We start from the raw sequence: 13,060 nt of genomic DNA on the forward strand, positions 1-13,060 counted from the left end.
GTCGAGACCGGGGAGATCCTCGCAACCGAGGGCGGCTGAGAGGATCAGCGCATGAGGCATGTCCTGTATGCGGTGATGTGCGCCGCGCCGCCCGTTCACCACGTCCGCCGCCTGGTCAGTGCCGCGCACGCCCGGGACTTCGACGTGTGCGTGATCCTGACGCCGACCGCCGCGGACTGGCTCGCCGACAGCCGTGCGGAACTCGAAGAGCTCACCGGACACCCCGTACGGTCCGCCTACAAGCGTCCTGCCGATCCGGACGTGCTTCCCCAGGCCCATGCGGTCCTGGTGGCGCCCGCGTCGTTCAACACGATCAACAAGTGGGCCGCCGGAATCAGCGACACCCTTGCGCTCGGCCTCATCAACGAAGCGATCGGCCTGGAGATCCCCGTCCTCGCCGTTCCCCACTCCAAGGGGGCGCTGCAGGCCCACCCGGCCTATCGCCGGAGCCTGGCCGCTCTTGAAGACGCGGGGGTCGAACTCCTGCTCCCGGACGCGGCCGTCACCTCGCAAACCTTCCCCTGGGAGAGGGCTTTGGATCGTGTCAGCCGACGGTTGCGCTGATCCGTCCCCGCCGAGGCCGACGACGACCCGCGCTGTGGCGGGATCCGGCCAATCACCGCGATATCAATCACGCTGATGTCCCGGCGGCTCAGCTCGATACGGTCCAAGCGAGCCCAGGCCGACGACGCTGGAGGACACCTGTGGCACTCATGATTCGCGGGCTTCAGCCGACCCCCTCGCGTCCGGTGAGGTCGCCAACGGAGAACCGCTCGCCAAGTCCGTGAACACGCATTGCGGCAGCCGGGCCGTCTTCGCCTTCACTCTCGTTGGAGAGAACGGCTCCTGCCGTGGCTCGGCGTTGGCGAGCCGCCATCTGTCAGCGGCAGGTGCATCGGGGAGGCTGACTGCCTGCACTCACCCGGCGGGTGGCCGGCGCGAGGCTCCTGAGCTCCCGTCGGCTTCGGTATCCCGACGGTCCCGACCGGCCGACCCCACCCGGCCGGCACCCTCGACGCGGACCTTCCCGAAGGGCGAGTGCTCGACAAGCGGCACAGCCGTGTTGTGATCACCTGGCCGCCTGCGACGTAGCCCTCTCCCGCCTCACCCGAAGCCGATCTCCCACGCCGCCCCGCCCCCACGGAACGGAGTTTCGCCAGTGAGTGCCAAGTCCGATCCTCCCGCCCCCGGTGCCGCCCAGGAGGCATCCCCGGATCCGCTGTTCGGATCCGGGATCAGATACAACATGGGCTGGGCCCGTCATGAACAGGAGACCGCCGCCGGGTTCCTGCAGATCATGCGCAAGCTGCCCGAGCTCATCGGCATCTGCCTCAAGCTCTCCTGGCGCGCCGACCCGCGGGCGCTGGTGATCGTCGTCGGCTGCCAGCTCATCGTCGGCGGGGCGACGGCCTTCGGGCTGCTGGCCACCAACCAGGTCCTACAGCAGCTCCTGGCCGCCGGACCCACTCCCGAGCGGGTCCGCAACGCCCTGCCCGCGCTGCTGCTCGTGGCGGCCGCAGGCATCAGCGTCGCGCTGATGACGGCCTGGTCCAACGCAGTGTCCGGCCGGCTCAAACCCAAAGTGGAGCGCCTGGCCTACTCGGAGCTGCTGGACCGGTCCGCCAAGGTCGAACTCCTGCATTTCCAGCGGGCGGACTTCCACGACCTGATGGAAGCCGCGCAGTTCGGGGCGGGCTGGATCGACGTGGTGATCGAGCAGCTCATCAAGACCCTGACCGCGATGATGAGCATCGCCGCCGCCGCGGGGGTGCTGGGGGTGCTGCATCCGCTGCTGCTTCCGCTGCTGCCTCTGATCGTGCTCCCGCAGGGCTGGGCGATGGTCCGCTCCACCCGCCGCCACAACATCTCCCGCCTCACCTGGCTGACGCACATGCGCCAGCAGAGCAGCCTCACCTCCCTGCTGACCAGCAAGGCCCCCGCCGAGGAGATCCGCGCGCACGCCGCCGGAGCCTTCCTGCTCGGCCACTACGACCGGCTCGCCTCCCACTCCGCAGCCGAACAGGCACGGCTCGCCCGCGCCGACGCCGTCGCGGGCCTGCTTGCCAGGGCGCTCAGCGGCCTGACCACCGCAGCGACCTACGTCCTGCTCGGCTGGCTCCTGGCCACCGGCCATATGGAACTGGCCGCCGCCGGCACCGCCGTCCTGGCCATCCGGACCGGCACCGGACAGCTCAACAACCTGATCAACTCCATCAACTACATGTTCGAGTACGGCCTCTACACCGCCGACTGGCGGGACGCCTGCCGCCAAGCCGAACAGATGGCCATCCCCCTGAGCGGCACCGGCCTCTCCCACTCCGACGGCCCCGAGGTGATCGAGGCACGGGATCTGCGCTTCGCCTACCCCAACGCCGACAAGCCCGCCCTCAACGGCGTCGACCTCACCATCCGCCGCGGCGAGGTCGTCGCCCTCGTCGGCCACAACGGATCAGGCAAGACCACCCTGGCCAAACTCCTCACCGGCCTCTACCTGCCCGATTCCGGGACGGTCGCCTGGGACGGCACCGACACGGCCGACATCGACCGGGCCCAGCTCTTCTCCCAGGTGGCACTGCTGTCCCAGGGCTTCGAGAGGTGGCCGTTCACCCTGCGCGCCAACGTCGCCGTCGGCCGCCACGAGACCGAACCCACCAGCGAAGCCCTCGCCCGCGCCGCCGCAGCCTCAGGAGCAGGCGAGCTCATCACCTCGCTGAAGGACGGCTGGAACACGCTGCTGGCACCGGAATACCAGGGAGGCGTCGATTTGTCCGGCGGGCAGTGGCAGCGCATCGCGCTCACCCGCGCCTACTTCCGCGACGCACCCGTGCTGGTGCTGGACGAACCCACCGCCGCACTGGACCCCCGGGCCGAAGCCGAGACCTTCGCGGGCGTACGGGCAATCGCCGGTGGCCGCACCGTTCTGCTCATCACCCACCGCCTCAACTCCGTCCAGCACGCCGATCGGATCTTCGTCCTTCAGGACGGAGCCGTCACCGAGAGCGGCACCCACTCCGAACTCCTCACCCTGGGCGGGGAGTACGCGGAACTGTGGACACTGCAGGCAAGCCAGTACAGCGCGGACGCCGCCGTCTCCTGACCCGGCTCCTGCATTGCGGCCCCGCTCAGGAAAGGAGCGGGGCCGACGAGTGCCTGCGAAAGGCCGCTTCTGCGCAGAAACGACTTCGTGCTGCGCCATGAACCCATCCGGCACGAGACGATGCCGGTTCTCGCTAACGTGAGCAAGCGCATTCCGGCGATCTCCAAGCCGATGCGACAGCGGCAGCGAGGAGAGGCCACCGTCATCGGCCTCCCGGCGCGGATGCCGATCAAGCCTTGTCCGACCCGGACCGGCGCCGACATCCCACTCCCACCAGCGACGGAATTCGCCATCATGGCGAGGCCGACGAAGAGACCGAGCAGAGTCCCAGCCAGAGCAGCACACGAGCGAACATCAGCGCCTCCGAAAAGATCAAGCGAGGCGGCCTACCGCCCGTCGGCGTCCATCCCCGAAAAGCCTCGGCCGGTCGCAGACACTGACGTGAAGAGGCCCTGCCACGCGACAAGCCCTCCACTGGATAGTCCTTGGTCAATTGCCTGACGGCTGGGAACACTCCCGGGAACGGAGAGCCGTCCCCGGGGTTGCTTCAGTCGCGGTAGCACCAGCCCGGGGCGGTGCATCGGTCCTTCGGCGGGGGCTCGGGCAGGCTCACGGCGACCGGAACGAAACAGCACGCCACTTCGAGAGTCGTCGGGTCAGGGCTGCCACAGCTGCACGCGGCCGCCGGTGCCGGCGACCGCCAGGCGGTTCCCGTCCGGGCTGAACGCCACGTCGAGCAGGAGTCCGAAGCCCACATCGGCCGGGTCCGCGACGGGCGATCCGGTCGCCGTGTCCCAGAGGCTCAGGTACCCGTTGATGCCGGTGACCGCAAGCGTCCTCCCGCCGGGGCTGAAGGCCAGCGCGCTGGGGCCGTCGGACTCGAGGGAGCGCAGCTCGCGGCCGTCGGGGACGTTCAGGATCCGGACCTTGTCCGCACCGGGCAAGGCCAGCGTCCGCCCGTCCGGGCCGAACGCGACGGACATGGACAGGACGCCGGTGTCGAGCCGCAGGAGGTCGCGCCGGGAGGCGGTGTCCACCAGCCGGAACAGTTCACCGCCCGCGATCGCCAGAACCGAGCCGTCCGGGCTGAACCGCACCTCGGAGGGGGATTTCATGGCGTCGAGGGGATCGCCGCTCAGCCCGCCGGCAACGGCATCCCAAAGCCACAGCTTGCCGTCCAGGCCCGTGGCCGCCAGGAGTCCGCCGTCCGGGGCGAACGCGACGGACCTCACGGACGAGTCGGCTCCGGGAAGCGGTCTCGCGCTCGGGCCGTTCAGGGGCTCGTCGAAGACGACGACACCGGCGGCCGTCCCCACGGCCAGCGCCTGCCCGTCCGGGCTGAACGCGACGGCGTCGACGCGCTCGTCCATACGCAGAGGATCGCCCTTCGGCCTGCCCGTGGCGACGTCCCACAGGATCACGCTGCGATCGAGGCTTCCGGTGGCCAGCATCCGCCCGTCCGGGCTGAAGGACACGCCGGTGACGGCATCGCGGTGCCCGGTCAGGGGCGCGCCGACCTTCACCGGAGTCCGCGACCACTGCGACGGCGGGGGCGTGCCCGACGCCTTCGTCGGACCGTCACCGGCGCTCTCGCGGGTGCATCGGCCGGGTCCCGGCGCCCACTGCACGATGCCCGCCACCAACTCCAACGCATAGGCACGGCAATGGCCGCGCGGGTTGGCCGCGACGCGCAGGAGGAACGGCACGGCCAGCGCCGCCACCGAACAGGCGCCGTTGGCCAGCTCCCCGTTCACGCCGCGCAGCGCCTGGTGCACCATTTCGGCGTCGTCGGAGCGCAGGCGCGCCACATCGTCCCGGGTCTCGGGGCCGCGGGGGAAGCGGTCCCACGGGAGATGGTCGTAGTCGAAAGCGTCCTTGGTCTCCTGGGAGATCGACGCCATCACGGCGCGGACGTCAAGCGGGCCGCCCGCGTGCGCCTCCAGGTCTCCGTCCATGAACGCCTGCGCGATCGCCTGATAGGCCGGATCGTTCTCCCACCGCACCATCCGTGCCCCTCTCAAAACCAGAGCGAGCCGGCCCGCGGTCCGCCATCAGAACAGTCAGCCACGATAAGAGGCACTCGCCGGGCCTCCTATCGTGGCTGATCGTTCGGCTGCTGCTCATGCCGGTTCACCGTGACGAGCTCGAGCGGCCCGCCCGCAATGTTCACGGTCGCCGTCGGCCTCCAGGCCCACCGGGTTCCGGCTGGACTGAAATCGAGAGCCAGTATGCGATCTTGAAGGCCTGCGAACGTCGACGAGCCGGGGCGGGCTCCGCGATCACGGGGATCGTCCCGGCGGCGTCAGACCGGGCGGCGGGCCAGCCAGACCGACCGGGCCGCGCGGACGGTGAGGTCGGTGCGCTCGGGGATCGCGGCGGTGATCTCGTCGAGCGCGGCCAGGTCCTCGGGGCTGAGGGCACCGGCCAGGCCGTGCCGGGCGCGTTGCAGCGAGATCTGCGCGTACCGGGCGGCGGCGGGCGGCAGCGGCGGCCGCAGGTCGATGTCGAAGTGGCGTTCCGCCTCGACGGTGAAGCCCGTTTTCGCCAGAAGCGTGCCCCAGTCCTCGTGCATGTGCAGGCCGGCCTCGGCGCGGTGTGCGGCGAGCGCGGCGTGGCAGCGCTCCTCCAGCGCGGCTCCGGCCGGGTCGGGCAGGAAGCGCGGGAACGAGTCGAGTTCGGTGATCGCGAACAGGCCGCCCGGCCGGAGCGTCTCGCGCACCCGGGCCACGATCTGCCCGGGGTCGGCCATGTGGTGCATCGAGGCGGACGCCCACACCAGGTCGGCCGGGTCGAGCTCGGGCCAGGCGTGGTCGAGGTCGGCCCGGACGGTGCGGATCCGGTCGGCGACGCCGCGCTCGGCGGCCCGGCTCCGCAGGTGCTCGAGCAGCGTCTCGTCCACGTCCACCGCGGTGATCCGGGCGTCCGGCAGCTGCCCAGCCAGCGCGAGGCTGCCGGTGCCGGTGCCCGCGCCGATGTCGACGACGTGGGGCCGGCCGGGGGTCAGCGAGCCGACCCAGCTGATGACTTCGCGGTGGTATTCGTGCAGGACCTCGGCGTCGAGGTCGAGCATCTCGGTCAGATGTGCCATGCCCCGACCCTACCCGCGGCTTGCGCCACTGGCATACCATCTTGCGTATGACGCAAGACAGTGAGTTGGACACCCTGGTCCGGCAACGCCTGCGCGGCCTGCGGCTGGCCCGCGGCTGGTCGCTCGACGAACTGGCGGCCCGCAGCTACCTGAGCCCGTCCACGCTCAGCCGGATCGAGACCGGCCACCGGCGGATCGCCCTCGACCAGCTCGCGCCGCTGGCCCGGGCGCTGGGCACCACGCTCGACCAGCTGGTCGAGTCGGGCTCCGACGACGACGTGGTGATCCGGCCGCACCGCGACGAGGAGCGCGGCACCACCACCTGGCTGCTGACCCGGGAGGGCGCGGCGCACGGCGTGACGGTCGCCAAGATCAGGGTCACCCGGCCGGTGCCGGACGAGCTGCGGGTGCACCCCGGCCGGGACTGGTTCACCGTGCTGTCCGGGACCGTGGTGCTGCGGCTCGGCGAGCGCACGATCCTGGTCGAGGCCGGCGAGGCCGCGGAGTTCTCCACGATGGTGCCGCACGCGTTCGGCGCGCACGGCGAGGCCGCCGAGATCCTGTGCATCCTCGACCACGACGGCGAACGCACCCACCTGGGGCCCTCCTCCGGCTGACGGACGACCCAGCAGACCTGTCCGCCACACGTCGAGAACCCGACGCCTGAGCATGGAGAAGCCACGTCGTCAGGCAGAACCGGCTCACCGGGAGCTCGCACTCAGACCACCCAAAAGCCACGTAAGGCGCGGTCTTGGAATCAAGGACTCGGATCGACGCATCAGGGGCGAAGAGGGGACACCTAGGCCAGGCGGATGCTGCTCTGGCCGCCCGGCCTGTGGTCGCGGATGACGACGTAGCCGGGTCCGTCCGCTGCGGTGCAGTCCGGGCCGTGGGCGTCGATGGTGCCGAGGTCTGCGGGAAAGGCGGCGCTGGACGGGAGGTTGCGGCCGTCGATGGTGAAAGTGATGGAAGTCCCGCTTCTGGCCTGCGGATCGAAGCTCTGCACGGTGCCGAGGGGGCGAAGGCCGGCGAGTTCTTGGCTGAAGCCTCGGCCGTCGCTCCACATTTCGACGGTCGTCGTCGTGCAGAGCGTCGCGATCGCCGCCAGGAGCCACCACTCGGGGCCGAGAAGGGAGTCGAAGTAGCCGCGGGAAGGGGAGTCTGGCCAAACGTGCTGCTGGCTGATGGTCATGTTGAAGCAGAGGTCGCCGAGGACGGCGATCTCTGCGGCCAGCGAGTGATCTTCTGCGACTCGCGCAGCCGGGTGTAGTGCGTGCCGAGCCGCGGCCGACAGCAGCAAGGCCGGCAGCCTGGGGTTTTCCAGTCCTCCACCGAAGTACATGCCGGGGCATTTCAGGACGGAGGCGTCGAACTCGAGCACGGTGATATCGGCCGCGCTGTACCTCTGCGCTTCTGAGGGGCCGGGCAGGTGATCAGAGGTCACGGTCGTCCTTGCGGGCGCGGTGCCAGGCCGCCTCGAATTCTTCCCTGCTGATCTCCAGGTCCTTCAGCTCTGGGTCGAAGAGGTCCACGACGGGCGGGTTGAACGGCCAATCGTCTGGACCGCTCTTGAGGACGTCTCCGTTCTCGGTCAGCTCCACCTGCCTCAGCCGGCGTCCGTCGGACCCGATCTCCATCAGGTAGTCGGCCGGGTCGACTCCGTCGTCTCCGTCCCAGCGGCGCCGAAGGTAGACGACGGTTCGATCGGCCAGCGCCCCGAAACCGGGCAGATGCCGGTGCGCTTGCCGCTTTGCACGCAGGTCGTCCAAGCCCGCAGGCATCGTCGGCGCATCGACATCGGATTCTTCCAGGTTCCATCCCGCAGCCCGCCCGATCACTTCCGGGGCTTCGATCACCTCGACTTCCGCGAACGTCTCCAGCACTTCGCGGGCCGAACGTGCGCGGACCCACCACCACGAACCGCCCATGCCGTAGTCATGCAAGATCAGGAACCGCTGCTTCGCCGTATCCTCTTCACCGATCACGAGCGCCCTCTCCTTCAGAGCCGACGGCTGGGCCGAGCCCGGCAGGGAGACCGTCGACGGCGAGGGCCGCCGCGGCGTCCGCGGTCTGGGCGAACCCGATGACATCAGAACTTCGAGGACGGCGGACGCGGAACCGACCGTCATGAAAGGGAGTGATCGACGGTGCCTGGACCGACCACGGGTAAGTCGTACAGCTGCTGAAGTTCAGGCTGAAATGGCTGGTGAAGGGGTAGAGCTGCCGGAGTTCGGGTTCCGCTTCGGCGGCCTCGATCAGAGAAACGATGTCCGGGTAGGCGCTACCCGGGTACGAGGCCTCGTGCCGCTCATGATGCCACCGCCAGACGAGCAGCAGCTGCCGCCAGCGAGCCCGCACGGTCTCCGCAGAGCCGAGATCGCGGGCGGCGGAGAGATCAGGAAGCCGCGGCTTCCTGATGACTTCGTGCTCATCCGTGTCGGGGCCGATGGGTCGCGAGGCCAAGGGCGCTCCTTCGTCTTGGGGCTGATGGTACGAGACGGCCTCGGCCAGGAGCCCGCGCACCTGCCATCTCGTCAACCGCACCGGTCGCGACCCTCGCTCACCGAAACCGTCGACCACACCGGCACCTGCCCGTTCGAGCAGCTCTGCCACCGACTCCACCTGCCGGTCCCCGAACGCGCCGGCCCGCACCTGTGCCGCCGGCGCCCCCTCCTCGGCCCGTTTCGGGCCGTCAACGCCGACCAGTCCGCACGCCGCGACCGACAGCGCCACCGGCACGGTCAGCACTGTGCCCGCAGTCGGCCGGAGACGGCCCGGCTGTCGGATCATCACGCGGACGGCCACGGCCGCCTCCTTCGGTGTGTCGCTCACGGTCTTCGTCCGCACGCTAGGTCCGCGCTCGTGGGCGGGGCATCGGTGCCGGCACTGGTCCGTGTCCTGCGAACGTCCTGAGCCCGGTGTTCCGGGCGCCAGGGACGGGATGTCAGCGGGCGGTGCGGGCGGCCCAGGCGATGGCGATCAGCACCGCGGTCGAATGGCGCGGCTGGGCCCCGGACCTCATCGGGGTCTGCATTCTTGTACACCGTCGCCGTATGGAGGTCCCGGCAGACGTCGCTGCTCTGCATGCTCGCCCTCTACGCCGTCGTACGGGTGCTCGGCGTCAACGTCCGCCGCTGGCGGCGCGGTCAGGCCGCGGCCCTCGCCCGGGCGATCGAGGCCGAGCGTACCGAAGGCCCTGCGGCGGATGCTCGGAGTGCTGGTCCGACCCACCGCAGGCAGGAGCCGATCCGGAGCACTCCGGCAGGTCCCCGTTGCTCCCCCGTCCCGCTCGAGATCGACCCGGACATTTCGACTGCCCCCGAGAGCCTGCACCTGACGGTCTACCGGCTGGTCCAAGAGGCTCCGACAGACGCCCGCAAGCACGCCCCCGGCACGCCGGTGCACGTCTGCGTCGAAGCGGCCCACCCCCCAGCAGAATCCACCTGGTCGTCCACGCCTACGAATCGGGAATCGTCGTCCCAGGCCCAGAGTCCTGAGTAGGTGCTGGCACCTATTCCCGTGGAACGGTCGCGCTGCCATCATCAGAGCATGAACCGGTGGGCCCGGGCGGCTGTAGGCGGCATCGTCGTGGGCACCGCCGGTGTGGTGATGGCCGCTTGGGCCTCGGGATTCCGCTATGGCGGTAGTGCTCCGGTGTTCGTCGTGCTCTTGGCGGTTTCGGCGCTGGTGAGCCTGGAGGCGGGGCTCGGGCTGGTCCGGTCGGGGGAGCGGATGGTCGGGCGGTGGGTGCTCGCCGTTTGCGGTTCGCTGGTCGTCTACCTGGTGTCCACGGCCGCCGCGGTCGGGTACGGCCGGTGGAACGACGATCCGGCCGCCTCCTTCGTGGTGGTGCTGCACGCCGCCGGCTATATCGTGCCGGTGGCGCTGCTCCAGGTCTGCTTCGTCATCGCGGGAGTGCGGCTTGGGCTGGTAGGGGCGGCAGGCCGGAGGCTGGCCGCCGCGGTGGGAGGCTACGGACTGGCTTTCGCCGTCGCCGGGATGCTGGCTCTGCCGGTCGGCCCGCCTTTCGCGCACATTCAGCCGGTGCTCGAGGTGCCCGAGGGCGCTGCGATGGTGCTGCCGCTGCCGTGGATGGCCGGGGTCTTCGCCGGACCGGCGGTGGCGTGGCGAGCGCTGTCCCGGGCGCGCCGGGGGGCTCGGCCCAGGGCGCTGATGATCGCGGTGCTCGCGCTGACGCCTGTCGCGACGATCCTTGTCTGCGTTCTGGCCGGTTTCATGGCTTTCGCGTTTGATGTGATGTCTGTCGGGTTGGGAGAGGCCGTGCTCGCCGTGGCGTTCTGCGCGCCGTTCCTGGTCTGCACGGCCGGGCTGCGCCGGGCGCTCGGGCCGAAGCCTCCGCCGGGGGACGTCACCAGGGTGTTGTCGGTGCTGGTCACCGCTCTGTTCTCGATCGTCGTGGTGGCGGTGAGCACGATCCTCGGCAGCGGGCTGAGCGGAGTGCTGCCCGTGGTGCTCGGGACACTGGCCGTCGCCGCGGTCCTGGCTCCGCTGCGCCGCAGGTCGGTCCGGTTTCTGAGCCTGCGCACCGATCCGGTCAGGGCGCGCACGGCGCGGCTCGTCCGGGTGGCGGAAGCGGGGACGCGTCCGGCTGAAACCGTCCAAGAGATCTTGAGGACCGCACTGGACGCGCCTGATCTGCTGCTGCTGCTACGCCTTCCCGACGAGCGCGGATGGGTCACGGCCGAGGGGGTTCCCGTGCCGGAGGAAGGTGTGGAGACCGGTCCGTCGGCCCGGCTGGTAGGGCTCCAAGACGCCGCTGACGTGGACGGTTGCCTGCCCGAAGTGGGGCCACTGATCGAGCGGGCCGTCCTGGAGATGGCCGTACGAGACCAGGCGGCACGCGTCGAGGAGGCGGTCTCCGAAGAACGCAAACGCTTGGAACGCGACCTTCACGACGGCGTCCAGGGCCGGCTCCTGGCCCTCGCGCTCGACCTGAAGATGGCCCAGCGAGAGCTGGACGCGCAGGCGCAGCTCGTGCTCACCGACGCCGCCGAAGGCCTCGCCACCGCGATCGACGAGCTGCGGGCACTGGCCGGCGGGACCACGCCCGACCTGCTGAGCCGCCGCGGGCTCAAAGCCGCCCTGACCGACCTCACCGGACGCATGCCCACCCGCATCCACCTGGAGATCCCCGAGCAGCGCCTTCCGGCGCCGGTCGAGACCGTCGCCTACCTGGTGGTGTGCGAGGCCGTCACCAACGTCCTCAAACACGCCGAGGCCGAGCAGATCGCCATTGCGCTGACCGTCAGCGACGGCCGAGCGGCCCTCACCGTCCGTGACGACGGCCGGGGCGGCACGGACCTGCGAGCGGGCACGGGCCTGCGCGGCCTGTCCGAACGAGTCAGGACGGCCGGCGGCAGCATGGTCGTCAGTGACGCCAGACCGCACGGCACCGTGCTCGAGGTGATCCTCCCATGCGGGTAGCGATCGCCGAGGATCTCGTTCTGTTGCGCCAGAGCATCGCCCGCCTGCTCACCCAGAACGGTATGGAGGTGGTCGCCGAGACGGGCGATGCCGCCGGACTCATCGACGCGGTCGTCGCGCACCGGCCCGACCTGGTGATAGCCGACGTCCGTATGCCGCCCACCTTCACCGACGAAGGGGCCAAAGCAGCCCTCCTGCTCCGCGACCGGTTTCCCGCGATCGCGGTGGTGATGCTCTCGCACATCGTCGAACCGGCCCTGGCCATGCGGCTGGCCGCCGACCGTCCCGCCAGGTTCGGCTACCTGCTGAAGGACCGTGTCCTGGACCTGGACGACTTCGTGGCCGTCGTACGGCGCGTCGCGGCCGGCGGCACGGCCGTCGACCGGCAGGTCATCGACCACTACCTCGTCGGGAGCGGGCTCAGCCCACGCGAACGCGAAGTGCTCGGCCTGCTGGCCCAAGGCCTCAGCAACCTGGCGATCGCCCGCAGCCTGGTCGTCTCCGAGCGCACCGTGGACTCCCATCTCGCATCGATCTTCGTCAAAATCGGACTGCCGCAGGACGCCGACCACAACCGCAGGGTCCGCGCCGCCCTGCTCTGGCTCCGCGGGACCGGTGCCAGCACCGATGTGCCCCCAGGCGGCGGGAACCTACCGTCACAGGCATGACCACGACACACGCGGCCGCGCCCCCGCGCATCCTGGGCCGCCTCGCTCCGCTCGGACCGCTCGCCATGGCGGGCTGGGCCCTCGCCCTCCCCTACCAGCCGGCCGACGAGCCCGAAGCCTGGATCCCCAAGGCCGCAGCCGCCACCGGCAGGCTTCAGCTCACCATGGCCATGCTGCTGCTGTTCGCGCTCACCTCCCTCGCCGGCGCCCTCGTCACCGGCCTTATGGCTCGCGAGGCTTCAAAGAAGCTCGGCACCACCGGCTTCATCCTGACCTTCCTCGGGTTCAGCGCGGTGTCCTTCGGCGCATCCGGCTACGACGCCGCCGCAGTCGCCTCCTACAAGACCGTCAACGACATCACCGCCACCGAGAAGATCCTCGACGAGATGGAGGCTTTCAGCGCGCCGATGCTCGCCGGAACCGTGTTCGTCCCGCTGATGGCCCTCGGTGTGATCCTCATGGGAATCGCCTTCTGGCGAGGCCGCACCATCCCCCGCTGGGCATCGGCCGCAATGCTCGCCTCCTTCCCCGTGATCATGATCGGCGGATACGCCTCCACCCTCATCAACGCCCTCGGCTGGCTCCTCCTGGCCGCAGGCTTCGCCGCAGCAGGAACCGCCTACGCGCGCCACTGAACGAACAAAGAGAACGGGCTCACAGGAGAGACGCCCCGTGGTCCCGAGCCGGGTCGGTTCAGAGCACGCAACGGTTGGCCGGGTGGGGCTGACAGGCATGGGCCTGGGCGGTTTGATCGGTCTTAGG

The 13,060-nt window shown here is 70.2% G+C and carries 11 protein-coding genes; 6 read left to right on the plus strand and 5 right to left on the minus strand.

Going from position 1 to position 13,060, the window contains the following annotated elements:
• The first annotated feature begins 51 nt into the window (after window positions 1-51).
• Both C2865_RS35775 and C2865_RS35780 read left to right on the plus strand, forming a co-directional pair.
• Window positions 52-564, plus strand: a complete 513-nt coding sequence (locus C2865_RS35775) for a flavoprotein (RefSeq protein ID WP_106403100.1) — start codon at window positions 52-54, stop codon at window positions 562-564.
• A 595-nt stretch (window positions 565-1,159) separates the two neighbouring features.
• Window positions 1,160-3,097 carry an ABC transporter ATP-binding protein gene (locus C2865_RS35780; RefSeq protein WP_106403101.1) on the plus strand — a complete coding sequence of 646 codons (1,938 nt, stop codon included), beginning with the start codon at window positions 1,160-1,162 and terminating at the stop codon, window positions 3,095-3,097.
• Window positions 3,098-3,753: 656 nt separating this feature from the next.
• Here the strand turns inward: C2865_RS35780 and C2865_RS35785 are convergent.
• A complete protein-coding gene (locus C2865_RS35785; protein ID WP_106403102.1) occupies window positions 3,754-5,103 on the minus strand; it encodes a WD40 repeat domain-containing protein in 1,350 nt (449 codons plus the stop codon).
• 296 nt (window positions 5,104-5,399) lie between these two features.
• Window positions 5,400-6,185 carry a class I SAM-dependent methyltransferase gene (locus C2865_RS35790; protein ID WP_106403103.1) on the minus strand — a complete coding sequence of 262 codons (786 nt, stop codon included), beginning with the start codon at window positions 6,183-6,185 and terminating at the stop codon, window positions 5,400-5,402.
• Window positions 6,186-6,232: 47 nt separating this feature from the next.
• On the opposite strand from C2865_RS35790, the gene C2865_RS35795 reads away from it, so the two are divergent.
• Complete coding sequence (locus C2865_RS35795; RefSeq protein ID WP_106403104.1) at window positions 6,233-6,802, plus strand: helix-turn-helix domain-containing protein; 570 nt, start codon at window positions 6,233-6,235, stop codon at window positions 6,800-6,802.
• A 182-nt stretch (window positions 6,803-6,984) separates the two neighbouring features.
• Here C2865_RS35795 and C2865_RS35800 read toward each other — a convergent pair whose 3' ends face one another.
• Genes C2865_RS35800 through C2865_RS35810 form a run of 3 tightly spaced genes read right to left on the minus strand, consistent with a single transcriptional unit; the run spans window position 6,985 to window position 8,990 of the window.
• On the minus strand, window positions 6,985-7,629 hold the full coding sequence (locus tag C2865_RS35800; RefSeq protein ID WP_198653838.1) for a hypothetical protein: 645 nt from the start codon (window positions 7,627-7,629) through the stop codon (window positions 6,985-6,987).
• Window positions 7,619-8,170 carry a hypothetical protein gene (locus C2865_RS35805; RefSeq protein ID WP_198653839.1) on the minus strand — a complete coding sequence of 184 codons (552 nt, stop codon included), beginning with the start codon at window positions 8,168-8,170 and terminating at the stop codon, window positions 7,619-7,621. The genes C2865_RS35800 and C2865_RS35805 overlap by 11 nt, the downstream gene beginning before the upstream one ends.
• A complete protein-coding gene (locus tag C2865_RS35810) occupies window positions 8,160-8,990 on the minus strand; it encodes a DUF6193 family natural product biosynthesis protein (RefSeq protein ID WP_106403105.1) in 831 nt (276 codons plus the stop codon). The genes C2865_RS35805 and C2865_RS35810 overlap by 11 nt, the downstream gene beginning before the upstream one ends.
• A gap of 744 nt (window positions 8,991-9,734) precedes the next feature.
• On the opposite strand from C2865_RS35810, the gene C2865_RS35820 reads away from it, so the two are divergent.
• Genes C2865_RS35820 through C2865_RS35830 form a run of 3 tightly spaced genes read left to right on the plus strand, consistent with a single transcriptional unit; the run spans window position 9,735 to window position 12,933 of the window.
• Window positions 9,735-11,630 (plus strand): sensor histidine kinase, encoded by a 1,896-nt coding sequence (locus tag C2865_RS35820; RefSeq protein WP_106403107.1) that lies wholly within the window; start codon window positions 9,735-9,737, stop codon window positions 11,628-11,630.
• Window positions 11,621-12,298 carry a response regulator transcription factor gene (locus tag C2865_RS35825; protein WP_106403108.1) on the plus strand — a complete coding sequence of 226 codons (678 nt, stop codon included), beginning with the start codon at window positions 11,621-11,623 and terminating at the stop codon, window positions 12,296-12,298. The genes C2865_RS35820 and C2865_RS35825 overlap by 10 nt, the downstream gene beginning before the upstream one ends.
• Window positions 12,295-12,933: a hypothetical protein gene (locus tag C2865_RS35830; RefSeq protein ID WP_106403109.1), complete on the plus strand. Its 639-nt coding sequence runs from the start codon at window positions 12,295-12,297 to the stop codon at window positions 12,931-12,933. The genes C2865_RS35825 and C2865_RS35830 overlap by 4 nt, the downstream gene beginning before the upstream one ends.
• The last annotated feature ends 127 nt before the right edge of the window (window positions 12,934-13,060 follow it).

Source organism: Actinocorallia populi (assembly GCF_002995495.1).
Lineage (GTDB): Bacteria > Actinomycetota > Actinomycetes > Streptosporangiales > Streptosporangiaceae > Actinocorallia > Actinocorallia populi.

Bases quoted from the DNA above. Each gene is read 5' to 3' on its own strand.
- C2865_RS35795 (WP_106403104.1), top strand. From the start codon at position 6,233: ATGACGCAAGACAGTGAGTTGGACACCCTGGTCCGGCAACGCCTGCGC.
- C2865_RS35830 (WP_106403109.1), top strand. From the start codon at position 12,295: ATGACCACGACACACGCGGCCGCGCCCCCGCGCATCCTGGGCCGCCTC.
- C2865_RS35820 (WP_106403107.1), top strand. From the start codon at position 9,735: ATGAACCGGTGGGCCCGGGCGGCTGTAGGCGGCATCGTCGTGGGCACC.
- C2865_RS35825 (WP_106403108.1), top strand. From the start codon at position 11,621: ATGCGGGTAGCGATCGCCGAGGATCTCGTTCTGTTGCGCCAGAGCATC.
- C2865_RS35775 (WP_106403100.1), top strand. From the start codon at position 52: ATGAGGCATGTCCTGTATGCGGTGATGTGCGCCGCGCCGCCCGTTCAC.
- C2865_RS35785 (WP_106403102.1), bottom strand. From the start codon at position 5,103: ATGGTGCGGTGGGAGAACGATCCGGCCTATCAGGCGATCGCGCAGGCG.
- C2865_RS35790 (WP_106403103.1), bottom strand. From the start codon at position 6,185: ATGGCACATCTGACCGAGATGCTCGACCTCGACGCCGAGGTCCTGCAC.